Source organism: Shewanella sp. Actino-trap-3, from assembly GCF_002836275.1.
Classification (GTDB): Bacteria; Pseudomonadota; Gammaproteobacteria; order Enterobacterales; family Shewanellaceae; genus Shewanella; species Shewanella psychromarinicola.
Genome location: NZ_PJCE01000001.1, coordinates 2824110 through 2847329 on the forward strand (window position 1 = coordinate 2824110; position 23220 = coordinate 2847329).

Consider the following 23220-nt stretch of genomic DNA (forward strand, 5'->3'; position numbering starts at 1 on the left):
TTCATGCCAACACGCACAGCAAATGCCGCTATGTTAGCGCAAGACATCAGTACTTTTATTCCGCATCGCGCGCCGATGATCTTGATTGATAACCTGTTAGAGCACTATCCAGACAGCTTGATTACTGAAACCCATATTCGCCCAGACAGTGCCTATTTTGACCGCCAACTCAATGGTGTTCCTAATTACGTGGGCATCGAATATATGGCCCAAAGCATTGCAGCATTAGCCGGTGTAGAGGCACGACTCGATCACGAAGGTATCCGAGTCGGTTTTTTACTCGGCACTCGCAAGCTACAAATGCACATAGACACGTTTACCTTAGGTGAGTCTTATCGCACTCAAGTCACCAGGTTATATCAAGAAGAGTCGGGGTTAGCGGTATTTGATTGCCATATTTATCATCAAGATACCTTAGTGGCACAAGCCAATGTCAATGTATTTCAACCCCAAGATACCCAAACCTATATTAATAACAGCCAAGTTAATAACTAACCTTTTTATCCCCATTTGAGTTCCTCGAATCAATCACGGAGAGACATTTTGAATAATAGAGTATTAGTTACCGGTTCAAGCCGAGGAATAGGCAAAGCCATCGCAATTAAATTAGCCGAGAATGGTTTTGATATTGCGCTGCACTTTCACAGCAATCATGTTGCCGCCGCACAAGTACAAAAAAGCTTATTAGATCTGGGTATTCAGGTCAGTTTACTGCAATTTGATATTGCTGACCGTCAGGCAGTTAAGCTTGCTATCGAAACTGACATTGCCGAACACGGAGCCTATTATGGCGTTATTCTCAATGCAGGTATCAACCGCGACACCGCTTTTCCAGCCATGACTGAACACGAATGGGACAGTGTCATTCACACTAACCTTGATGGTTTTTATAATGTTATTCATCCTACGGTTATGCCTATGGTTCAAGCTCGTAAAGGCGGACGTATTATCACTCTCGCCTCAGTGTCAGGCATCGCAGGTAACCGGGGGCAAGTGAATTACAGCGCCTCAAAAGCGGGGATTATTGGTGCAACCAAAGCCTTATCACTTGAGTTGGCAAAACGGAAAATCACCGTTAATTGTATCGCCCCAGGGCTAATTGAAACCGACATGGTGACGGACATTTCAACCGATATGGTCAACCAAATGGTGCCGATGAAGCGCATGGGTAAACCCAGTGAAATAGCCGGCCTTGCTAACTTTTTATTGTCAGACGATGCCGCCTATATTACACGCCAAGTGATTTCAGTTAACGGAGGCATGATATGAAGCGTGTTGTCGTTACAGGCATGGGGGGAATTTGTGCATTGGGTCAGGACTGGGCGCAAATTAAAGCCAGCCTACTCGCTAAACATAACTGCGTCATTCAAATGGATGAATGGGATCGCTACCCAGGGTTAAATACTCGCCTTGCCGCGCCTGTGACCGAGTTTGTTCTCCCTAAACACTATTCACGTAAAAAAATTCGCTCAATGGGGCGAGTGTCCATGATGGCCACTCGCGCCAGTGAACTCGCGCTTGAAGATGCTGGTCTGTTAAATGATCCTATTGTTAACTCTGGCCAAGTAGGCGTGGCTTACGGCTCATCAACTGGCAGTACCGATCCGATAATGGGATTTGGCGATATGTTAAAAACCGGCGATATGTCAGGGTTAACCGCTACCAGCTATATCCGCATGATGGCCCACACTACGGCCGTAAATATTGGCGTGTTTTTTGGCTTACAAGGCCGAGTCCATACTACCAGCAGTGCATGTACTTCTGCGAGCCAAGGTATTGGCTACGCTTATGAAGCGATTAAATATGGTATGCAAACCATTATGTTAGCGGGTGGCGCTGAAGAACTTTGTCCTACCGAAGCTGTGGTATTTGATACTTTGTTTGCTACCAGCACCAAAAATGATACGCCAGCTCAAACACCACGCCCATTTGACAGTCAACGTGATGGTTTAGTGATAGGTGAAGGTGCTTGTACTCTTATATTAGAAGAGCTTGAGCACGCTCAAGCCCGTGGCGCCAAAATTTATGCTGAACTGGTTGGTTTTGGAACCAATTCAGATGGACAACACGTGACCCAACCCAATGCAAAAACCATGGAAGTGGCGATTCGTTTAGCCTTAAAAGATGCCGCGTTAACGCCACAAGACATTGGTTATATTAGTGCCCATGGCACCGCAACCGATCGCGGTGACATCGCTGAAACCGCCGCTACCCATGCTGTATTTGGCACGAATACGCCGATTTCATCACTAAAAAGTTACACCGGTCATACCTTAGGTGCCTGTGGTTCATTGGAAGCGTGGACCAGTATTGAAATGATGAACGAAGGCTGGTTTGCGCCAACACTCAACCTCACCAATATTGACCCACAATGCGCCCCGCTCGATTACATTAAAGACGATATCCGCCTTATCGATACAGACTATGTCATGAGCAATAATTTTGCCTTTGGGGGCATTAATACTTCATTGATTTTTAAACGCTGGCATTAATGGCAACGGGGAGTCAGTAATTTGCCAATAAGAGTAAAATCCGACATAAAAAAACGCTTAATGAAACGTTAAAGTCTCATTAAGCGTTAAGTTTTTAAGCAGAGAACTTTATTTAAGTAACGGTATATACCCAAGCCACTTCAACATGCTCGTTTCAGGGCTCCCGTAGGATAACTGAACAAGGCAGTGATTGAAGAGAATAGTTATTTCCTTTTTAATATCACTATTCCGAGGTTCTAGGACGCTGCGCGGTTAGTTACTATAAAATCCTATAGCAAGAGCCTAGATCGCTACGCTGCTAGGACGCTGCGCGGCTAGATGCTATAAAATTTTAGCCGCGCAGCTGTCCCTAGCAGACCGAAGGTCGCTCTAGCAGCCGCAGGCGCCCTATTCTTAGACCCTTGAACTCTGTCACTTATGGACATGCACAATCCTGCATTTCGAAGTCGTTTGGGTATGAATTAATTAAAGTGAAAGTTCATCGATAGCAAGCTTAGCTTGGCTAATGCCGGCTTCTGCAGCATCAGGGCCCATATTTAAGGCTTCTGCATAAATCGTTTCCACATGGTTAATCCCAATAAAACCTAATAATGTCGTTAGGTAAGGCACCACATGGTCAGTTGCACCATCTTTGTGGACGCCACCGCGAGTGGTAACAATAATCGCCCGCTTACCTTCAATTAAGCCAACCGGTCCTGTTGCAGTATAACTAAACGTCACACCTACACGAGCGATGAAATCAATCCAATTTTTTAACGTCGTAGGAATGGTGAAATTGTACATGGGCGCTGCAATAATAATGCTGTCATGCTGTTTAATTTCAGCCACTAATTCGTTCGATAGCGCGAGTGCTGATAATTGACGCTCAGAAAGATCCTCACCACCGCGTAAACCTGTAGCAAGTTCACCATCTAACATTGGCACGGGTTGGCTGCCTAAATCACGCACGGTGATCTGCGCACCTTTACGGCTCCATTGCTGATGTAAATAGTCCACTAATGCTGAAGATTGTGAATAACTGCCTAGAATGCTTGATTTTAAAATTAATACTTTTGCCATTGTTAATTCTCACCCATCTGTTTGTTGGGTCACATGGCTATGCGCCTGACCAATGAAATGAGTATATTGATCTATAAAAAAGAAAAATAGCGCAATAATTTTGCAGTTACGTTCGATAAAATAGAAAGTAATACCCGTCCATTAATTATCTACTCTGAGCTAACAATCTTTGGCGGAAACGATACAAATTGTCCGGTAAACGTGGCGCACATAATCTCATCACAATACAGAGCCACTTCTAAGGTGATTTTCACTAGCTGACCACGGGTTAATGGAGTCAAATCGGTATAAGGCCAAATGACTTTGGCATAAGGCTGTTTAGTAACCGGTTTTAAATACCTTACTTTCGCATCAGCTAATACAATGTCGCCATGTGCTTGAGATAATTGCTGCTGTAACCACACCATTCCCCATCCGGTTAATGTCATTAAGGTATAGATGCTGCCCGCAAACATGGTGTGATGTAAATTAATGTTGGGAGCAATAGGCGCTGTGACCTGTAAGCTATCACCATTAAACAATACTGGTGCAATCTGCATAAACTTACTGGCAGGGATGGTATTGTGCCAAGTTTCACACAAAGTCTGTAATAATGCGCTGACCTCGGCATCTGATTGTGCTTCGGTCAATGACAAATCGAACATAGCAATATCCCTCTGATGACAACGAGTGGACCATACACAACAGATACACTTTATACTTGTAAATTAAAGGTCACAGGACCGTCATTGACCAACTCAACCTGCATCTCTGCACCAAATTGGCCGGTTTCAGTAATGGCCCCTTGTTGACGACAATATTCCACAAACGCCTGATAGAGACGATCGGCTTGCTCAGGGGTTGCTGCGCTCGAAAAGCTGGGCCTTAAGCCTTTATCGGTATCGGCTACCAAGGTAAATTGTGACACCACCAGTAACTGTCCGGCGACTTGTGCCAGATTAAGATTCATTTTGCCATTTTCATCACTAAACACCCGATAACGAATGACTTTTGTGGCTAGCTTAACCATTTTCTCAATATTATCTTCACGCTCTACACCTAGTAATACTAACAAGCCTTGGTCAATTTTGCCGACTATCGTGCTATCTACCGAGACGGATGCGCGTTTAACACGTTGAATTAAAGCAATCATAACGGCCCTAAAAATAGACTATTGGGTGACAATTATTGGATAAACTAATCACGATCACTCCTAATACTTATCAGATGACGATACCGATTTACTCACCACCCGCTGATCATCCACATTATTAATATGATCATCTTTAGGCTCAGTAAATATTTCGGCTTTTAGGTCGTCAGCGATAACAGCCAAACTGCCTAAATATTCTGGTAATGCCGCAGTAATTTCTGCCCCAAGTAATACAATAATCCACGATAAATACACCCATACAAACAAAATAGGGATCACTGCCAGCGCACCATATATGGCTTCATAACTCGGAAATTGAGTCACGTAAAACGCAAAGCCTTTTTTACCCGCTTCAAATAATACCGCCGCAACAATGGCCCCCAATAAGGCATGTAAAAAATGCACTTTCTTATTCGGCACGACCATATATAACAGCAATATCGATGCAACAGAAAACAGCAATGGCAGACGCTCAATAATCCTCGGAACTAATCCAGACAACTCACTACCCGTCACCACCTCTAATGACACCACATATGAGGTTGCCAGCAAACTTGCACCAATAAGAACAGGGCCAAGCGTCAATACCATCCAGTACATCGAAAATGACACCACGTAAGAGCGCTGTTCAGTGATCCGCCAAATGTTATTCAGCGCTTTGTCGATAGCAGAAATCAGCATAATGGCAACGAACACTAACGCAACAATACCCACAAAGGTCCCTTTAGATGCATTGGCCACAAACTCATTAATATGCACTTGAACCGTATCACCCGCAGCAGGTATAAAATTATTATAAATAAATCCTTCAATATTACCGCGAATGCCTTTAAACACCGGAAACGCAGATAGCATAGACATAGTAACGGCCACCATAGGCACCAGTGACAACAAGGTCACATAAGCCAAATGACCTGCTCGTATATTGATTTGGTCTTCAGTAAGCCGTTGTTTGAGATGGCGTAGAAACTGCCAAACCCCGCTAAAAAAAGCCACAATCGGGCTGTAATCAAACTTTTTGGGCATAATAATCCTTCTTTCTTGCCACGTTAGGGGAGATAACGTTTGTATTCAGTCACTAACTTCGTACAATGTTATAACATATTAGTCATCGAACAATGGAGCAAATTGATGTCACAACAAGGTTCGGCGGGCAATGTGCTCGCTGCTGTCGCTAGTTTTTTTTTCCCGGGCTTAGGTCAGCTTTTACAAGGGCGTATTTTAGCGGCTTTGTTATTCTTCTGCATTACTGCCGTTTGCTATTTCTTTTTTGTGTTGGTCATCCCAGCCATTATCGGTGGTTTATTCCATTTATGGAGCATCATCGACGCAGCAAAATTTAAATCAGGCAGTTAACCTCAACGAGGTCACTTTTCGCCTCAGACAATAAAAGAGACACATTGATGAAAAAATGGATATCACTGGCGCTATTAAGTAGCAGTTTACTGTTGAGCGGCTGTCAAAGTGCCTATTACGGTGCAATGGAAAAAGTTGGCTATCACAAGCGCGACATCATGGTCGATAGAGTGCAAAGTGCTAAAGAGTCGCAACAAGAAGCTCAGGAGCAATTTAGTTCTGCTTTGGAAGAAATGCAGGCTCTATTGGCGTTTGATGGTGGTGATTTAGACGATGCCTATAACAAAGCAAAAGATGAGTATGAATCTGCGCAGTCAGCGGCAGATGAAGTCAGTCGCCGTATTGAAAAAGTTGAAGATGTCGCTGAAGCATTATTTGACGAATGGCAAACTGAAATCGAAGAGATAAGTAAAGCCAGTTTACGCCGTAACAGCACCAATACGCTCAACAAGACCAAGCGGTCATATTACTCGCTAGTCAAAAGTATGCGTCGGGCAGAAGCCAAAATGCCACCGATTTTAACCGCGATGAAAGACAATATGCTGTATTTAAAGCATAACCTAAACGCACAAGCCATTGGCGCAATTAAAGGCGAATTTGCCAATTTACAGACGGATATCTCCAGTCTGATTAACGAAATGAACAAATCGATTGCCGAATCGAATCAGTTTATTGCCTCAATGGAACAAGGTTAAACCTTACCTACCTATATCAAGTAACGCCCTTAGCGGTAACCTATGCTGTCACAGTCTATGACGGCCTAGGTGCTGCTTTTGGGTATTTATAGTAATGTGCTTACTCAATCGGCGATTCGTCCACAGGTAAAGCCGTACGGCTAAATATTTGCTTCAAAACCACTGTAGTTTCAATGCTGGCGACAAACTTGAGGTTACCGAGTGATTTCTTGATAAATTGTTCATAGGAAACTAGGTCTTTGGCGACTATTTTGAGCAAATAATCATAGGCTCCGGTTATCACAGCACATTCCATCACTTGAGGCAGTGGTGCCATGGTTGATTCAAATAATGCTGTCGACTGATCAGTATGTTCCGTTAAGCGTACCGAGGTATAAACCACAATATTCAATCCCACTTTAAGAGGATCAACCTGCGCACCATAACCCAAAATCACTTTATCTTGTTCAAGCTTTTTTACTCGTCGTAAACAAGGAGTATCTGACATATTAACCTTATCGGCTAATTCAGAAATAGCCATTCGGCCCTGACGTTGTAAGATTTCTAATAGCTTGAGGTCTTTCTTATCCATTGAACAAGTCGCTTTTTAGTGAGTGATTAGTGGTATAAATATCATATTTATGAGTGAAATCCTCTACAAATTTACCACACTATCAATTTATTCAATGAGATGGTCTGTCACACTTTTGCTCTATAGAGTCTAGAAACTGCACAACATCAGCCACAATCACATTGATAGCGTCACAATACCAGGGATAAAAAGTACCAATATGCCTTAGCTGAACAAAGTACTAACACTGATCAATATACACTTCAACTAGCGGAGTTTGACCCACGGCCTGAGGCTAGGAATAACAACATTCACATTTATTGGCGGCATGGTCTGCATTAGGCGAATACCAATACCTAAACGTCCAGAATCGGTATAGGTTGTTAAAATAAACTCACCACCATCACTGATGTCGGCAATATTGGTCATTCGAGCTATTCCAGCACCAGTATGGCGCGGATATCCATAAGCTAAGGTGATTGATTGGCCCAGTACAATAAGACTGTTACCAAGGCCATTACCCGTTTCTACTGCAGCCGTTCCTACTGCCGCCTTTTCATCACAATCAGTACTGATAGTGCAAGCTGAATAAACCAATGTTTTACTGCTGTTAATTGCACCAGCTACGCCTTGCATCGTGCTCGCATAAGCATTGCTTTTTAACCCCATAAATGGTGGTGACCACGACAACTTACGAACATTTATATCTCTTTTGGATCGGCAAAAAAAAACCCGATAATCAATTACCGGGTTTTTCTATTGCTTGCTTGCCTATGCAATTCGATACAAGAATTACAAGCTGTAGTACATTTCAAACTCAAGCGGATGAGTCGTACGCGCTACACGTTCAGATTCTGCTGTTTTAAGCTGAATATAAGACTGGATAAAGTCTTCGCTGAACACGCCACCTTTAGTCAAGAACTCATGGTCCGCTTGTAAATTTTCAAGTGCGTTTTCTAATGAAGTCGCAACCTGTGGGATCTCAGCCGCTTCTTCAGCAGGCAAGTCATACAGATCTTTGTCCATTGCTTCACCTGGGTGGATCTTGTTTTGAATACCGTCAAGACCGGCCATTAGCAATGCCGAAAACGCTAAGTATGGGTTGGCATGTGGATCAGGGAAACGCGCTTCGATACGACGACCTTTAGGGCTTGGTACCACTGGAATACGAATTGACGCGCTGCGGTTACGTGCAGAATATGCAAGCATCACAGGCGCTTCAAAATGCGGTACCAAACGCTTGTAAGAGTTTGTGCTTGGGTTAGTGAATGCATTCAATGCACGAGCATGCTTAATGATGCCGCCAATGTAGTAAAGCGCAAGGTCACTCAAACCAGCATACTTATCACCAGCGAATAAGTTTACCCCGTCTTTAGCTAAAGACTGATGCACGTGCATGCCGCTGCCGTTGTCACCCACGATTGGTTTTGGCATAAATGTCGCTGTCTTGCCATAAGCATGAGCCATGTTATGAACAACATACTTAAGAATTTGAATTTCGTCAGCTTTCTTAGTCAATGTATTGAATCGTGTTGCGATTTCATTTTGACCAGCTGTGGCCACTTCGTGGTGATGCGCTTCAACCACTTGACCCATTTCTTCAAGTACTAAACACATTGCAGAGCGTAAGTCTTGTGACGAATCAACTGGCGCAACTGGGAAGTAACCCCCCTTCACCATTGGACGATGACCGGTGTTGCCTTCTTCATAGCTTTTAGCTGAGTTCCATGAAGCTTCTTTAGCGTCAATCTTCACGAAACAACCTGACATATCAGTACCAAAACGGACATCGTCAAATATGAAGAATTCAGGCTCTGGACCAATCAATACGGTATCAGCAATGCCAGTAGAAATAAGATACTGTTCGGCTTTTTTGGCAATAGAACGAGGATCGCGATCATAACCTGTCATGGTACCCGGTTCTAAAATATCACAACGAATAAGTGCGGTCGTTTCTTCCGTGAAAGGGTCTAACACAAAAGTCGTTGGATCTGGCATTAACACCATGTCAGATTCATTAATGCCTTTCCAACCTACAATTGAAGAACCGTCAAACATTTTGCCGTCTTCAAAGAAATCTTCATTTACTTGGTGAGATGGGATAGAAACGTGCTGCTCTTTACCTTTAGTGTCGGTAAAGCGTAAGTCTACAAACTTAACTTCTAACTCTTCTAGTTGTTTTAAAACTGATTCAACTGACATTCTCAAGCCTCCGGTAGGGTAAAGGGTTGTCCCTTAATATAATCTTGGTATTCGCCAGATGATGCATCTGCAAAACGAATATTTACATAATAACAGCAGTGAAGCGATATTCATGCCAGTTCGTTAACTAGTTGATTTTATGAAGATGAGAACGTTCCCTCATCTTCTAAATTATGATTTTGCACCAATGACGTGCATTACTATGTTTCATCATAGTGCAAAAGTCCATAATAGTGCGTCATGTTAATGCTGGTGTTTTAATCATGCCACATTTTGCATCACACCTCGATTATGTTTAATATATAAACGTTTTATACTGTTTTTTGAGGCTTAGTAAACGAAAGATTTACATGTGTTCAAAAATAATCCTATCTACAAAAGCTGCTGTGAAGTAGAATGGCACGCTTTTTTACAGTAGCTGTAATAATAAATAGCTTCTGTTAGCTCCCTTTTTTTTTTGATGGTTTAGAGGTTTATCCGTGCTAGAGAATTTACGTAACATCGCCATTATTGCCCACGTTGACCATGGCAAAACAACCCTGGTAGACAAAATGTTGGCGCAGTCAGGAACCCTTGCATCTCGTGGAGAAGCTACTGAGCGGGTTATGGATTCTAACGATCTTGAAAAAGAACGTGGGATCACCATTCTGGCAAAGAATACTGCCATCCAGTGGAACGACTACCGTATTAACATCGTAGATACTCCTGGCCACGCCGATTTCGGTGGCGAAGTAGAACGTGTTCTATCTATGGTCGATTCAGTATTATTGTTGGTTGACGCAGTTGATGGTCCAATGCCACAAACTCGCTTTGTAACCAAGAAAGCCTTCGCTCAAGGCCTTAAGCCAATTGTTGTTATCAACAAAATTGACCGTCCAAGTGCTCGTCCAGATTGGGTTATTGACCAAGTATTCGATTTATTCGTTAACTTAGGTGCCACTGACGAACAATTAGATTTCCCAATCGTTTATGCTTCTGCATTAAATGGTTTTGCAACGTTAGATCCAGATGTAGCTAGCGATGATATGACGCCGCTGTTTCAAACTATCGTTGAGAAAGTAGCTTTCCCTGACGCGGATGCGGAAGCGCCGTTCCAAATGCAAATTTCTCAAATCGATTATAACTCATACGTGGGTGTTATCGGTATTGGCCGTATTACCCGTGGTAACGTTAAGACTAACCAACAAGTGACTATTATTGGCGCTGACGGTAAGACTCGTAACGGTAAAATGGGCCAAGTATTAGGTTATATGGGTCTAGAACGTAATGAAGTTGCCATTGCCAATGCGGGTGACATCGTTGCGATTACCGGTTTAGGCGAGCTTAAGATCTCTGACACTATCTGTGCAGTGGGTGCCGTAGAGGCAATGCCGCCGTTAACTGTTGATGAACCTACACTAACAATGACGTTCCAAGTAAACACTTCTCCGTTCGCGGGTAAAGAAGGTAAGTATGTGACTTCACGTAACATTCTTGAGCGTTTACAGACTGAATTAGTTCACAACGTCGCACTTCGTGTTGAAGAAACTGACAGTCCAGATCGTTTCCGTGTATCAGGTCGTGGTGAATTACACTTATCGATTTTAATTGAAAACATGCGTCGTGAAGGCTACGAATTAGCTGTATCGCGTCCAGAAGTTATTCTGAAAACCGTCGATGGTGAGCTACATGAACCCTACGAAACAGTAACGGTTGACGTTGAAGAAGGTCATCAAGGTACCGTAATTGAAAAATTAGGTATTCGTAAAGCTGAAATGAAAGATATGCAGCTTGATGGTAAAGGTCGTGTTCGTATTGACTTTATTATCCCAAGCCGTGGTTTGATTGGTTTCCAAACTGAGTTCTTAACCTCAACATCGGGTACTGGTCTAATTTATCATTCATTTGATCACTACGGTCCACACAAAGGTGGCGATATTGGTCAACGTGCTAACGGCGTAATGATTTCAAACGGAACAGGTAAGTCACTAACGTTCGCACTCTTTACTTTACAAGACCGTGGTCGTTTGTTTATTGGCCACGCGGCTGAAGTGTATGAAGGTCAAGTAGTTGGTATCCATGCTCGCTCTAACGATTTGACAATAAACTGTCTCAAAGGTAAGCAGCTAACTAACATGCGCGCATCAGGTACTGATGAAGCGCAAGTATTGACGACTCCGATTACACTGACTCTTGAGCAAGCTCTTGAGTTCATCGATGATGATGAATTAGTTGAAGTGACTCCTAAGAATATTCGTGTTCGTAAGAGATACTTAACTGAAAACGAACGTAAGCGTCATAACCGCAGTTAATCAGTATTAAACAGTAGCAGATTACATTTGCTACTCTTGATACCTAAAAAGCCCAGATGCCTGCATCTGGGCTTTTTGTTGCCTAGTATATACAGGCTAAAAGCGAAAGAGCCTAGAACGCTGCGCTGCTAGTACGCTTCGCGGCTAGAGGCTATAAAGTCAACAGCCTAGCAGCTAAGCAACTCTAGCAGTGACAAAGTCACGCCCTAACAGCGAAGCGACAACACTAACAGTGGCGAAGTCACGCCCTAGCAGCGAAGCGACAACACTAACAGTGACGAAGTCACGCCCTAGCAGCGAAGCGACAACACTAACAGTGACGAAGTCACGCCCTAGCAGCGGCGAAGCGACTCTAGCAGGACGCAGTCCGCCCTAGCAGCGAAGCGACTCTAGCGATACAAGATGAAAATATTTAACTAGATATTTTACGTAAACGCAGATAGATTGAAATCAATATCATTTTTAGGGAGAACATATGAGTATGTTGCAACAGGTAAGCGTCGCTAAAAAAGCCAATGTACATTTTAACGGTAAAGTGATCAGTAGAAGCGTAGTGTTAGCAGATGGAAGTAAACAAACTCTGGGTGTTGTATTGCCTGGTGAATATGAGTTCTCCACTGCTCAAGGCGAAATAATGCAGGTCATTTCTGGCGAGTTTGACGTGTTATTACCGGGTCAAACTGAGTGGGTTATATACGCTACAGGCAGCCAGTTTGAACTTGCACCAAACGTGAGCTTCAGTCTCCGTACGGCAAAAATTTCAGAATACTGCTGCCAATACATCTAGTGTTGTTGCACCTAAATAAACAATAGCGGCTTAATATTGCCCGCTTATATTCAGCTTAATCAAAACAGTTTAAGCTGATTTTTTCTTTAAAAACGTCTACTCTATTGAAACTATCGTTTTATGGAGTGCATCATGCGCCTTATCATACTTATTGGTTTACTATTATTGAGTGCCCAAAGCCTTGCGACCGTATACCGTTGGGTAGATGAAAATGGCAAAGTGCATTACTCAGATGAACCCAAAAATAATGCTGAAGCTATTGATCTAAATGAAAACACGCAAAATAATATAACGATTAATATACCTAAAAAACTCAATGTAACGCCTACAACAGAAACTCAAATTAACTACACTATCTCGATTACCTCCCCTCAACAAGAAGCCACTGTCCGTGATAATAACGGTAATTTTACCGTGTCTGCTAGCGTTGCGCCCGAGTTACCTCGAGGGGTGTTGCTGACATTATTAATCGATGGGGTCATCATTGCTCAACCACAAGTTTCGCCAGTGTTCCAATTAACGGGCATTAATCGAGGTGAACATTCTCTTGTTGTTAATGCTGTAACACAAAGCGGCAAAGTCCTTGCATCAAGCTCTCCTAGAAAGATATTCCTTCACCAAGCATCAGTATTTGGACCTGCAAAAAAGTCTAAATAGTTAAGATAAAAACCATTTAATTCATTAGCTTACAAGCTTATTTCTGGCTTTTTATCTTAGAGAGTGCTTGTGTGTACCGGGTTGTGTAATGCACCAATGTGGTGCATCATGATGGTGCAACCTTATACTAGGACGGCTAATGGACACAAATAACCTTCTCAATCATTTAGTCACCGCGGTGCTTGTTATTAATAACGAGCTCAAGCCGTGCTATGCCAATGCCGCGGCCGCACAATTATTGGGAGTCGGTAATCATAAGCTACTCGAACAGACGCTTCCCGAGCTTTATCAACTCATGGGGGTTGATCCACAATTACTACGCGATGCCATTAATGCTGGCCAAGGACTCACGGTCAATACCGCCGCATTAATTACCCTAGATGGTCAGCACCACACTATTGATATCACCTTGATGCCTATTGAAAATGACAATAACCTCAGCATCTTAGAACTACGTCAAGTCGACCAACAACGGCGCATTCATCAGCAGCTTAATATGGACGCCCAACAGCAAGCTGCACAGTTTTTGGTACGTAACTTAGCCCATGAAATTAAAAACCCACTGGGCGGCCTTAGAGGCGCTGCGCAGTTGTTATCGCGAGAGCTCGACTCGCCCGAATTAAAAGAATTTACCAGTCTGATTATCGAACAAGCAGATAGATTGCGTAATTTAGTCGACCGTTTACTTGGCCCACAACGACCAACGCAACATGCTGAACACAATATCCATCAAGTGATTCAAAAAGTGCTTAAGTTAGTCGAAATGGCACTGCCAGACAATATCTGCTTAAAACGAGATTATGATCCATCGATTCCAGATATTCAGATGGATCCAGATCAAATGCAGCAAGCAGTATTGAATATTGTCCAAAATGCGATACAAGCGTTAGAACATTGTGGTGGCGATATTGTCATTCGGACTCGCACTCAACATCAAGTCACCATTGGAACACAGCGCTATAAAGTGGTACTCGCCTTATCCATTATTGATAACGGCCCCGGTATTCCTTGCGAGTTAATCGATACCCTTTTCTACCCTATGGTCACCGGTCGTGACGAGGGTTCAGGCTTAGGTTTATCCATTGCACATAACATTGCCCGATTACACGGCGGTCGCATCGATTGTGTTTCGGCTCCAGGCCACACCGAATTTATTATTAACCTGCCATTACAATAACTAGCATGCCCTATGTAGGCAGAATGAGGTAGTAACATGAACATTAGTGAACAAGTTTGGATCCTCGATGATGATAGTTCGATCCGTTGGGTACTCGAAAAAGCCCTTAAAGGCGCATCGCTATCAACGGCCAGTTTTGCTGCTGCAGAATCCTTATGGCAAGCTTTAGAAGCATCACAACCTCAAGTCATCGTTTCAGACATCCGTATGCCGGGTACTGACGGTTTAACCTTGCTTGATCGCTTACAACTGCATTACCCGCATATCCCAGTGATCATCATGACCGCCCACTCAGACTTAGACAGTGCAGTGAGTGCGTATCAAGCGGGGGCATTTGAATATTTGCCCAAACCATTTGATATTGATGAAGCGATTAATTTAGTTGAGCGTGCACTGACTCATGCAACCGAACAAACGCCACAACCCGTTATTGATACAACGATAAAAACCCCTGAAATTATTGGTGAAGCCCCCTCTATGCAGGAAGTATTTCGTGCAATAGGTCGGTTATCACGTTCATCGATTAGTGTGCTGATTAATGGCCAATCAGGCACGGGTAAAGAGTTAGTTGCAGGGGCATTGCATAAACACAGTCCTCGTAAAGAAAAACCGTTTATCGCGTTAAATATGGCCGCTATCCCAAAAGATTTGATTGAATCAGAACTCTTTGGCCATGAAAAAGGTGCGTTCACAGGTGCCGCTAATGTGCGCCAAGGTCGTTTTGAACAAGCTAATGGTGGCACCCTATTTTTAGATGAAATTGGTGACATGCCAATCGATGTGCAAACCCGATTATTGCGCGTGCTTGCCGATGGGCAATTCTATCGTGTCGGTGGTCATCAAGCCGTGCAAGTCGATGTGCGAATTATTGCTGCAACCCACCAAAATCTTGAGGTGCTGGTGCAAAAAGGCACCTTCCGCGAAGATTTGTTTCATCGCCTCAATGTGATCAGAGTGCACTTACCGCCGTTATCGCAACGCCGTGAAGACATTGCCCAACTCGCCAATCACTTTTTAAACACCGCGGCGAAAGAGATTGGCGTTGAGCCAAAAATACTCACCAAAGAAACCGCGGTAAAACTGGCCAATTTACCGTGGCCAGGCAATGTTCGCCAACTGGAAAACACTTGCCGTTGGCTGACCGTAATGGCCTCTGGACAAGAAATCTTACCGCAAGATTTGCCTCCTGAATTACTTAAAGATCCGATCAGTGCTCAACAAAAATCGGCTGGGGCAACGGATTGGCAGACCGCATTAACCGATTGGATTGATGAAAAGCTTGCTGCTGGTGAAAGTGATTTATTAACTGAAGTTCAACCTGAATTTGAACGTATTTTACTTGAAACAGCCCTAAGACATACCCAAGGCCATAAACAAGAAGCCGCTAAGCGTCTAGGTTGGGGGCGTAATACCCTAACCCGTAAATTGAAAGAACTGTCAATGGACTAACAAGTGAACATTATCTCCAATAGTATAGTTTATCGCGTTTATTCATCACATAATCATGCAAATAACCAAGAGGATTAGAATATTTATCCACTAAAAATGTTACCTTAAAATATAACATTCAAATAAGGACAGATTGTGGATTTTGATGCTCATTCTGGTGTAGTTATTCATCAAGATTTTATACCACTCTATGCTGATGATAATTATGCAAAAATATTCGGTTATAATACAGCTCAAGATATTTTAGCGCTGAAGAGTATTTTAGAGTTAATCGATCCTGAAATGCAGGACGTCGCTGCACACACTTACTACGCATTAATGAGCGGTATCGAAAAGCCGCAGGTACGCAATTACATTAATCGTAACCGTTTAGGCATGCTAATCAACGTATTAACGATTGAACATATTGTCGAATGGCAAGGGCGCCCTGCACTGCAAGTCACGATTGTTGATTTAACCGAATCCACCACGCTTAAACATGCATTAGTACAGAGTGAACATCGCTATCAACAATTAGTTAATGGCTCTATTCAAGGGGTGTTGGTGCATCGTAACTTTAGCCCACTGCATTGCAATCAAACGTTGGCTCAGCTATTCGGTTACCCTAATACTCAAACCATTATGTCACTACCCTCAATTTTAGATGTGATTGAACCTGCCTATCAAGAGCAATGGGTAGACGCGAACGCTGTGTTATTAGCGAGCAAAATAAAATCTCACTCTTTTGAAATCAAATGTTTACATTTAAGCGGCCGTTTAATGTGGGTAAAATTACTGGAAAGTGTTATCAGTTGGCAGGGGCAGTCAGCGATTCAAGTGACCATGATAGATGTCACTGAGTCTTATTTATTAACAGAGAAACTTGATAAACAAACCTATACTGATTACCTGACTAATACCCTTAATCGACGAGGGCTAATACATTTTAGTCAACAATTAATGACCGATAGCACCCTTGTACATGAACACCTTTATTGTGTATTAATGGGCCTAGATGACTTAAAGCAAATTAATCATTTATTTGGTCATGATATCGGTGATAAAGCATTAATTCATTTTGCTCAACATTGCCAAAGCAAGCTGGCTGATACCGATTTATTAGCCCACTGGTGTGGTGATGAGTTTCTTGCCATCATCCAAGCTGACAGCAAAAAAATGGCACTAAAAATTGCCGAGAGTATTCGTCATAGTATCAATAATGCAGCCCTAATCGAACCCGCTACGGATAAGCATATTCGTTTTAGTGCCTCTGTTGGGTTATCAAACTGGCAAGCTAACGACACTATCGACACTCTTATTTTTCGTGCAGACACAGCCCTAGAGCAAGCGCGATCACAAATCACTCACCAGCTAGTGTTTGCATAAGCTTACCTGATTACCTGATTACCTGATTACCCATCACACTCAGCTCGGGAGAATAAGCGGTTATGAAATAGGTGAAGTATTGGGCGTTACTCTACTTCCGCCATCTTTTAACCAGAGTCGAGGTTAAGTAGATAAACCTAATGCAACCGGGTAATGTTGACAGAACTCGTCAACTTATACCGGATCTTGGTGAATAATCACCTCAGCATCATCAAACGCCTCTTTAATCATCAACCCCGCTTTATCTGCTATTTCATGAGCGTCATGCAAGGACAAGTCACCGGCTAATTCCATGTGCAATTGAATAAACGTGGTTTTACCCGCTTGACGAGTGCGCAAATCATGAACGCCTTGAACGCGAGGATCTTGCTTGGCTAACGCTTTAATCTTGTCGCGAGTGTCGTTGTCTAACTCACGATCCAGTAAGCTTTGAATTGAACGATAACCTAAACCAAGCGCTTGATTGCCAATAAATAATGCTATGAATACGGCAAACAGACCATCAGCCCACCACCAGCCATATTGTGCCAATACTAGCGCTAATAACACGGCAGCATTGAGTAGCAAATCAGATTTATAATGTAATGAATCGGCTTCAACCAATGAACTATTGGTTTTCACCAGAGCGTGTCGTTGCAGCAACACTAAGGCAAATGTCAGCACAATCGCAATGATAGACACCACAATCCCACTCAGCGCATTGGTAACAGGAACCGGGTTAATTAACTTTTCACCGCCATACAATAATAACAATGACGCCGACCCCAAAATAAAGGCGGCCTGGGCTAATGACGCTAACGGCTCTGCTTTACCATGGCCATAACGATGGTCTTTGTCCGCGGGAACAATGGCGTAACGAATAGCAATAAAATTAACAATCGAAGCGAGTGCATCAGCAAATGAATCCGTTAATGACCCTAACATACTGGCCGATCCCGAGTGCAGCCAAGCGATTAACTTAATGACAATAAGGCACAGCGCAGTTGCCACTGACGCGCGGCTGGCTAATTTGACCCAAAAGTCATATTCAGAAGAGGTACTCATAAAGGAATTATCGGCTCTTTTTACGGATGATTTAACTGCGCTTACTATAGCAAGTTCATTGCTTAATTAGGATAAAGTTTACTAAAGTAACTGCTGGTCTTATGCAAAGTGTGACCATTAGCAAACTTGCATGAATGAAAAAAGCCATTACCTAAAGGTAACGGCTTTTATCAGTTTAACCTGATATTGTATCAATTAACCATTAACGGCGAGGTTTGTGGCCTTTACCTAGGTTAAATTGATCTTGAAACGTTTGTTGCTGTTCAGGCGTTAATAATTGATAAATTTCGTTTTGCATTTTCAAATGCGTCAGCATCTTTTGTAAATGCTTTTGTTGCTGCATTTCAGCCATTTCAGTTGCTTTTGCTTCGTCAAAACCAGCGGTAGTGATTAACGCTAACATTTCTGTACGGTGCTCAGCGCGCTGCTCTTTAGTTGGGCGCTCAGGGCGGTTAGCTTTATACTTTTGCATAATCGCTTTGACATCCGTTTTCTGAGCGGCAGTCAAATCAAGCATATGCATCATTTTATGCATACCCCCTTTACGACCATGATGCATATCACCCTTTTGATACATAGACGCTGTCTTTACTTCTGTATCGGTAGTCGTGTCTGCCGCATATAACTGGCCAGCTAATAAAGCCGAACTTGCCACTAAGGCAACTAAACTCGTTTTGATGATTGATGATGTTTTCATTGTTAAGTTCCTCGGTATGAATGGGATTTATTTTCTGCCTTAGCAGATTTGATACTCAGTTTACCGAATGCAATGTCAATGAGGGTTATGCTTGGGTAAAATTGTGTAAAGAATATTTCCCTTAACACTTTAAACAGCCGATTTCATGATCCAGCTGGCATATTTGCATATTAATATCACCGTAATGCGAGCCAGTTAACGTTATTTTGACTTAGCACTTACAGCGATCATTTAAGGGCATAAAATCATATTATTAGCGATATTTGCGATATTAACGATATTAACGAGATTATTTATGAACAGATTGATTGGCCCATTACTTTTACTTTTTAGTGTCTTCTTACTGGCACCGAGTGCCAGTGCTTCCAACTCGGTTGACGCTGCAGATACCGCAGCAACCACGACTCAAATGCATAACGCAGACGACCCTCTGTGGGTTAGCCAACATGATCAACAAGTGTCGGTAAAGCTGCACTTTTTTTGGTCAAAAACCTGCCCGCACTGTCGCGAAGCGCACCCTTTTATTGACGCCCTAGGCGAACGTTTTGACTGGATTGAATTACACGACTACGCCATTAGCGAACCCGGTAATGTCGATAAACTCATGCAAATGGGCCAACAGACTGGTATTGAACCTAAATCGGTACCCTACTTTGCCATTTGTGGCGAGGCCGTAGTCGGCTATAACAACCATGATGTCACAGGGCGTTACATCCTAGAGCGTTTAGTCAACTGCTACCAACGTCATGGTGGTAAAGCTGATATTGGCGATAAGCTCGATGATTTTCTAGGTGCGACTCCAGTTGAAAATACGCCATTATTTGAAACCTGTGGTGACAACAGTGATGATCCTCAAGCCGAAGGTTCTTGTGGCATGTCATTTGACCAAGCCAGTGACATTACGCCAGTACCATCGGTTCAGCCTGTCAACATTCCACTAATTGGTGCAGTGCATCCTGAACAAATGTCATTGCCTGTACTGACCATAGTATTAGCGGGTGTCGACGCATTTAATCCCTGCGCCTTTTTCGTATTACTGTTTTTACTGAGCATTATGGTTAACGCCGGCAGCCGTAGACGTATGCTATTAGTGGGCGGTATTTTTGTATTTTTCTCAGGCTTTATCTATTTTATATTTATGAGTGCTTGGTTAAATTTATTCCAACTACTCGGCGGCGGTGATGGCGGCATCATTATCACTTGTGCAGGGGTATTGGCCTTGATCGCAGCGATAGTGAATATAAAAGATTACTTCTATGGCCGCGGCGACGTTAGCCTTTCAATGTCAGTCGAAAATCGTGGTTCACTGATAAAACGTATGGGTAAATTATCTAAAGCCAGTTCATTACCCACCATGATTTTAGGCTCAACCATTCTGGCTATTCTAGCCAATACCTATGAACTACTGTGCACCGCAGGCTTCCCGATGATTTACACCTCGGTGTTGTCATTATCAGATCTCGATACCATGCAACGTTACTTATACCTCATTGCTTATAATGTGGTTTATGTTATCCCACTTGCCGTAATTGTGATTGTGTTCTCAATGACGTTAGGTAAACGCAAACTGACCGAAAAAGAAGGCGAAGTACTTAAACTGATGTCAGGTATTATGATGTTAGGGTTAGGCAGCATGTTAGTCTTTAATCCTAACTCACTGCAAAATGCAGTCTTTTCGGTAGGCCTGATCCTTGGATCGATTGTACTCACTTTTATCATTGCCAGAATTAAACGCTACGTAGTGCAAAATAAAGCAGGGTAAATGTAAAACTGTGCAATGTTGATATGATTTAATATTGGCATGCGATAACCTTAATTGATCGAAAAATCTGTATGTTAGCGTTAGCATGCAGATTTTCTTTGTGCCAGAGGACAGTTATGAATCGCATTTTACTTATCGACGATGATATTGGTTTATCCGACCTACTCAGCCAATTACTTGAATTGGAAGGATTTGCCTTAACCCAAGCTTATGATGGTGAGCAAGGGTTGTTGATGGCGCAACAGCAGGACTTCGATTTAATCCTCCTTGATGTCATGTTACCTAAGCTCAATGGCTTTGAAGTATTGCGCGCCTTGAGGCAACGCAAGCAAACCCCTGTGTTGATGCTAACCGCCCGCGGCGAAGAAATTGATCGGGTAGTCGGTCTAGAAATCGGTGCCGATGACTACTTGCCAAAACCGTTTAATGACCGCGAATTAGTGGCTCGAATTCGGGCCATCTTACGTCGAGCACAAACCACTCAACAAGATAACCAAGCCAATGAAATGATGCAGTTTGGTGATTTACGCCTCGACCCTTCCCGCCAAGAAACCTATTGCAACGAACAACTGATTATCCTGACGGGCACCGAGTTTTTACTGTTGTTTAATTTACTCGAAAAATCAGGCGAACTGGTCACCAAAGAGTCATTAAGTGAAAACGTATTAGGCAAAAAACTGATGCCATTTGATCGTAGTTTAGATATGCATTTGTCTAACTTACGCAAAAAACTACCAGAGCGCCAAGACGGCCGTCCACGGGTCAAAACCCTGCGCGGTAAAGGCTATATTTGGATACCATAATGCTGAAAAACAATCCATTTAACCGACTGTTTTTTAAATTATTGCTGGGCTTTTGGCTATGCAGTTCGTTGATTATTGCTCTGGTGTCATTATTGCCATTATTGCAGCAAAATCATGACCGCTCACCTTTGCCGCCTAGCCTTGAGCGGATGCTGGAAAACGTCGCCGAGCGGATACAAGAGCAACCTCAATTACTCGAAAGCAAAAACCTACAACGTCTGCGCCATAACCGCAATAAAGGCGGTGGTGGTGACCGTAAGCATAATGGCGGCCCTTTGCGTTTATATTTAACCGATGGTGAAGGCCAAGTGTTAAACAGTAAACACGTCTCGCGTGGATTTAGACGCTTTCAACTGATGGCAGAAGAGGCAGATCAGCCGATAAGTCACCAATTTAGAGACGAGCTCATTTTTGGCCCCTATTCTTTTGAGGTCAACAGCAAACCCTATCAATTATTTGGCCGTTTACCCGATAACCATCCTCGGCCGTGGTTTTTCTTTTTTGCTGACAATAAATTACTCACGGCAGGCCTAGCCATTTTATTATCGGGCCTATTATGCGGTTTGCTGGCATGGTATTTAGGTAAACCATTGCGTTCGCTCAAGCACAGTGCCAATGCCCTCGCCAGAGGCGACTTGTCTAGCCGAGTTGATGCGGCTACCGTTAATCGGCGTGATGAAATGGGCCAATTGGCAATCGCTTTTAACGGTATGGCCGACGCCATTGAAGCCATGGTGAATAACCAACAAAGATTAATGGGCGATATTTCCCATGAACTGCGAACGCCACTGACGCGGCTGCAACTATCATTGGCACTTGCTCGTAAAAAAGGTCAGCACAGCACCGAACTGGATCGAATAGAATATGAAGCTCAACAACAAGATGCCTTAATTGGCGAGCTATTAACCTTATCTAGAGTTACCTTAAATGTTAGCGAAAAACGCCTGACAGCTGAACTCACAGAAACCTTAAGCCAAGTGCTCGATGACGCCGAATTTGAAGCCGAACAGCAAGGTAAACAATTACATATAGATATCGACGAGTCTATCCGCTTTAATCATTTGCCTAGAACCTTATCCCGCGCCATTGAGAACCTGCTGCGTAATGCCATTCGTTACGCTGAGCAACATATTTATATTGAAAGTCAGCAAACAAAAAACCAAGTTCGTATTGTGGTCAGCGATGACGGTCCCGGCCTTGCAGAAGAAGAGCTCGAAGCGATATTTGCGCCATTTTATCGACCTGATAGCGCACGTGATCGCGTATCTGGTGGATGGGGATTAGGATTAGCCATTACTCAAGCGGCAGTTGAGGCCCATAAAGGACGCATAGTTGCCAAAAATCAACCATCACATGGGCTAATCGTCACTATCGACTTACCCATTTAATGTAAACATTAACCGGTGACCTCACCTCGGGATAATAAACTTCGGCTTGGGATTAGGAGCGGCTTACTGATGAACAACTATGATTAATATCGTCACACGATTAACCATCGTATGAACCATAACGTATGAACCATAAGTGCATGAAAGACAACAATATATATTATCCTCGGTACAGTGACCCCTAGTACCGGTATCGTCAGTGCTTATGCCGCCAATAGATTAAATCGCCTTGCTGCAATACTCTGCCATCGACTTTTAGCAATATCATCCATTGTATCGTGACAAATTCAATCCACCGTTTACCAAGGCTAGAG

At 43.1% G+C, this 23220-nt stretch carries 23 protein-coding genes; 14 read left to right on the top strand and 9 right to left on the bottom strand.

Going from position 1 to position 23220, the window contains the following annotated elements; genetic code table 11:
• Window positions 1–3 precede the first annotated feature (3 nt).
• Genes CXF80_RS12055 through CXF80_RS12065 form a run of 3 tightly spaced genes read left to right on the top strand, consistent with a single transcriptional unit; the run spans window position 4 to window position 2492 of the window.
• Entirely contained in the window at window positions 4–495 is a 492-nt protein-coding gene (locus CXF80_RS12055) for a hotdog family protein (protein WP_101033093.1), read from the top strand.
• Between the two features lie 48 nt (window positions 496–543).
• Window positions 544–1269 (top strand): 3-ketoacyl-ACP reductase FabG2, encoded by a 726-nt coding sequence (locus tag CXF80_RS12060; protein ID WP_101033094.1) that lies wholly within the window; start codon window positions 544–546, stop codon window positions 1267–1269.
• Window positions 1266–2492: a beta-ketoacyl-ACP synthase gene (locus tag CXF80_RS12065; RefSeq protein ID WP_101033095.1), complete on the top strand. Its 1227-nt coding sequence runs from the start codon at window positions 1266–1268 to the stop codon at window positions 2490–2492. Before CXF80_RS12060 ends, CXF80_RS12065 begins: the two co-directional genes overlap by 4 nt.
• 465 nt (window positions 2493–2957) lie before the next feature.
• Here CXF80_RS12065 and CXF80_RS12070 read toward each other — a convergent pair whose 3' ends face one another.
• The 4 genes from CXF80_RS12070 to CXF80_RS12085 all read right to left on the bottom strand — a co-directional run bounded on the left by CXF80_RS12070 (window position 2958) and on the right by CXF80_RS12085 (window position 5709).
• Window positions 2958–3551, bottom strand: a complete 594-nt coding sequence (locus tag CXF80_RS12070) for an FMN-dependent NADH-azoreductase (RefSeq protein WP_101033096.1) — start codon at window positions 3549–3551, stop codon at window positions 2958–2960.
• A gap of 149 nt (window positions 3552–3700) precedes the next feature.
• Window positions 3701–4195 carry a thioesterase domain-containing protein gene (locus CXF80_RS12075; protein WP_101033097.1) on the bottom strand — a complete coding sequence of 165 codons (495 nt, stop codon included), beginning with the start codon at window positions 4193–4195 and terminating at the stop codon, window positions 3701–3703.
• 50 nt (window positions 4196–4245) lie between these two features.
• Window positions 4246–4683, bottom strand: a complete 438-nt coding sequence (gene dtd / locus CXF80_RS12080; protein WP_101033098.1) for a D-aminoacyl-tRNA deacylase — start codon at window positions 4681–4683, stop codon at window positions 4246–4248.
• A gap of 60 nt (window positions 4684–4743) precedes the next feature.
• On the bottom strand, window positions 4744–5709 hold the full coding sequence (locus CXF80_RS12085; RefSeq protein WP_101033099.1) for a virulence factor BrkB family protein: 966 nt from the start codon (window positions 5707–5709) through the stop codon (window positions 4744–4746).
• 105 nt (window positions 5710–5814) lie between these two features.
• Between CXF80_RS12085 and CXF80_RS12090 the strand changes: the two genes are divergently transcribed.
• On the top strand, window positions 5815–6039 hold the full coding sequence (locus CXF80_RS12090; RefSeq protein ID WP_101033100.1) for a hypothetical protein: 225 nt from the start codon (window positions 5815–5817) through the stop codon (window positions 6037–6039).
• A 47-nt stretch (window positions 6040–6086) separates the two neighbouring features.
• On the top strand, window positions 6087–6734 hold the full coding sequence (locus CXF80_RS12095; RefSeq protein ID WP_101033101.1) for a DUF2959 domain-containing protein: 648 nt from the start codon (window positions 6087–6089) through the stop codon (window positions 6732–6734).
• A gap of 100 nt (window positions 6735–6834) precedes the next feature.
• Here CXF80_RS12095 and CXF80_RS12100 read toward each other — a convergent pair whose 3' ends face one another.
• The 3 genes from CXF80_RS12100 to glnA form a co-directional block, all read right to left on the bottom strand.
• A complete protein-coding gene (locus CXF80_RS12100) occupies window positions 6835–7305 on the bottom strand; it encodes an Lrp/AsnC family transcriptional regulator (protein WP_101033102.1) in 471 nt (156 codons plus the stop codon).
• Between the two features lie 246 nt (window positions 7306–7551).
• The gene (locus CXF80_RS12105) at window positions 7552–7953 is read right to left on the bottom strand and encodes a hypothetical protein (RefSeq protein ID WP_101033103.1); all 402 of its coding nucleotides are present in this window, start codon (window positions 7951–7953) and stop codon (window positions 7552–7554) included.
• 123 nt (window positions 7954–8076) lie between these two features.
• A complete protein-coding gene (glnA, locus tag CXF80_RS12110; protein ID WP_101033104.1) occupies window positions 8077–9486 on the bottom strand; it encodes a glutamate--ammonia ligase in 1410 nt (469 codons plus the stop codon).
• A gap of 479 nt (window positions 9487–9965) precedes the next feature.
• Between glnA and typA the strand changes: the two genes are divergently transcribed.
• The 6 genes from typA (at window position 9966) to CXF80_RS12140 (ending at window position 17212) form a co-directional block, all read left to right on the top strand.
• Window positions 9966–11777 carry a translational GTPase TypA gene (gene typA, locus CXF80_RS12115; RefSeq protein WP_101033105.1) on the top strand — a complete coding sequence of 604 codons (1812 nt, stop codon included), beginning with the start codon at window positions 9966–9968 and terminating at the stop codon, window positions 11775–11777.
• Between the two features lie 475 nt (window positions 11778–12252).
• Window positions 12253–12564, top strand: a complete 312-nt coding sequence (ppnP, locus tag CXF80_RS12120; protein WP_101033106.1) for a pyrimidine/purine nucleoside phosphorylase — start codon at window positions 12253–12255, stop codon at window positions 12562–12564.
• 132 nt (window positions 12565–12696) lie between these two features.
• Window positions 12697–13221, top strand: a complete 525-nt coding sequence (locus tag CXF80_RS12125; protein ID WP_101033107.1) for a DUF4124 domain-containing protein — start codon at window positions 12697–12699, stop codon at window positions 13219–13221.
• A gap of 139 nt (window positions 13222–13360) precedes the next feature.
• Entirely contained in the window at window positions 13361–14398 is a 1038-nt protein-coding gene (gene glnL, locus CXF80_RS12130) for a nitrogen regulation protein NR(II) (protein ID WP_101033108.1), read from the top strand.
• A 36-nt stretch (window positions 14399–14434) separates the two neighbouring features.
• A complete protein-coding gene (gene glnG, locus CXF80_RS12135) occupies window positions 14435–15847 on the top strand; it encodes a nitrogen regulation protein NR(I) (protein ID WP_101033109.1) in 1413 nt (470 codons plus the stop codon).
• A gap of 135 nt (window positions 15848–15982) precedes the next feature.
• Window positions 15983–17212, top strand: coding sequence for a sensor domain-containing diguanylate cyclase (locus CXF80_RS12140; RefSeq protein WP_101033110.1), 1230 nt, complete (start codon window positions 15983–15985; stop codon window positions 17210–17212).
• Window positions 17213–17386: 174 nt separating this feature from the next.
• Here CXF80_RS12140 and fieF read toward each other — a convergent pair whose 3' ends face one another.
• Window positions 17387–18256 (bottom strand): cation efflux pump FieF, encoded by an 870-nt coding sequence (gene fieF / locus CXF80_RS12145; RefSeq protein ID WP_101033111.1) that lies wholly within the window; start codon window positions 18254–18256, stop codon window positions 17387–17389.
• Between the two features lie 202 nt (window positions 18257–18458).
• Complete coding sequence (locus CXF80_RS12150) at window positions 18459–18953, bottom strand: Spy/CpxP family protein refolding chaperone (RefSeq protein ID WP_101033112.1); 495 nt, start codon at window positions 18951–18953, stop codon at window positions 18459–18461.
• 295 nt (window positions 18954–19248) lie between these two features.
• Here CXF80_RS12150 and CXF80_RS12155 point away from each other — a divergent pair, with 295 nt between their 5' ends.
• The 3 genes from CXF80_RS12155 (at window position 19249) to CXF80_RS12165 (ending at window position 22906) form a co-directional block, all read left to right on the top strand.
• Window positions 19249–20715 (top strand): cytochrome C biosynthesis protein, encoded by a 1467-nt coding sequence (locus CXF80_RS12155; RefSeq protein WP_101033113.1) that lies wholly within the window; start codon window positions 19249–19251, stop codon window positions 20713–20715.
• A 116-nt stretch (window positions 20716–20831) separates the two neighbouring features.
• The gene (locus tag CXF80_RS12160) at window positions 20832–21518 is read left to right on the top strand and encodes a response regulator (RefSeq protein WP_101033114.1); all 687 of its coding nucleotides are present in this window, start codon (window positions 20832–20834) and stop codon (window positions 21516–21518) included.
• Window positions 21518–22906 carry an ATP-binding protein gene (locus CXF80_RS12165; RefSeq protein WP_101033115.1) on the top strand — a complete coding sequence of 463 codons (1389 nt, stop codon included), beginning with the start codon at window positions 21518–21520 and terminating at the stop codon, window positions 22904–22906. Before CXF80_RS12160 ends, CXF80_RS12165 begins: the two co-directional genes overlap by 1 nt.
• Window positions 22907–23220: the final 314 nt, after the last annotated feature.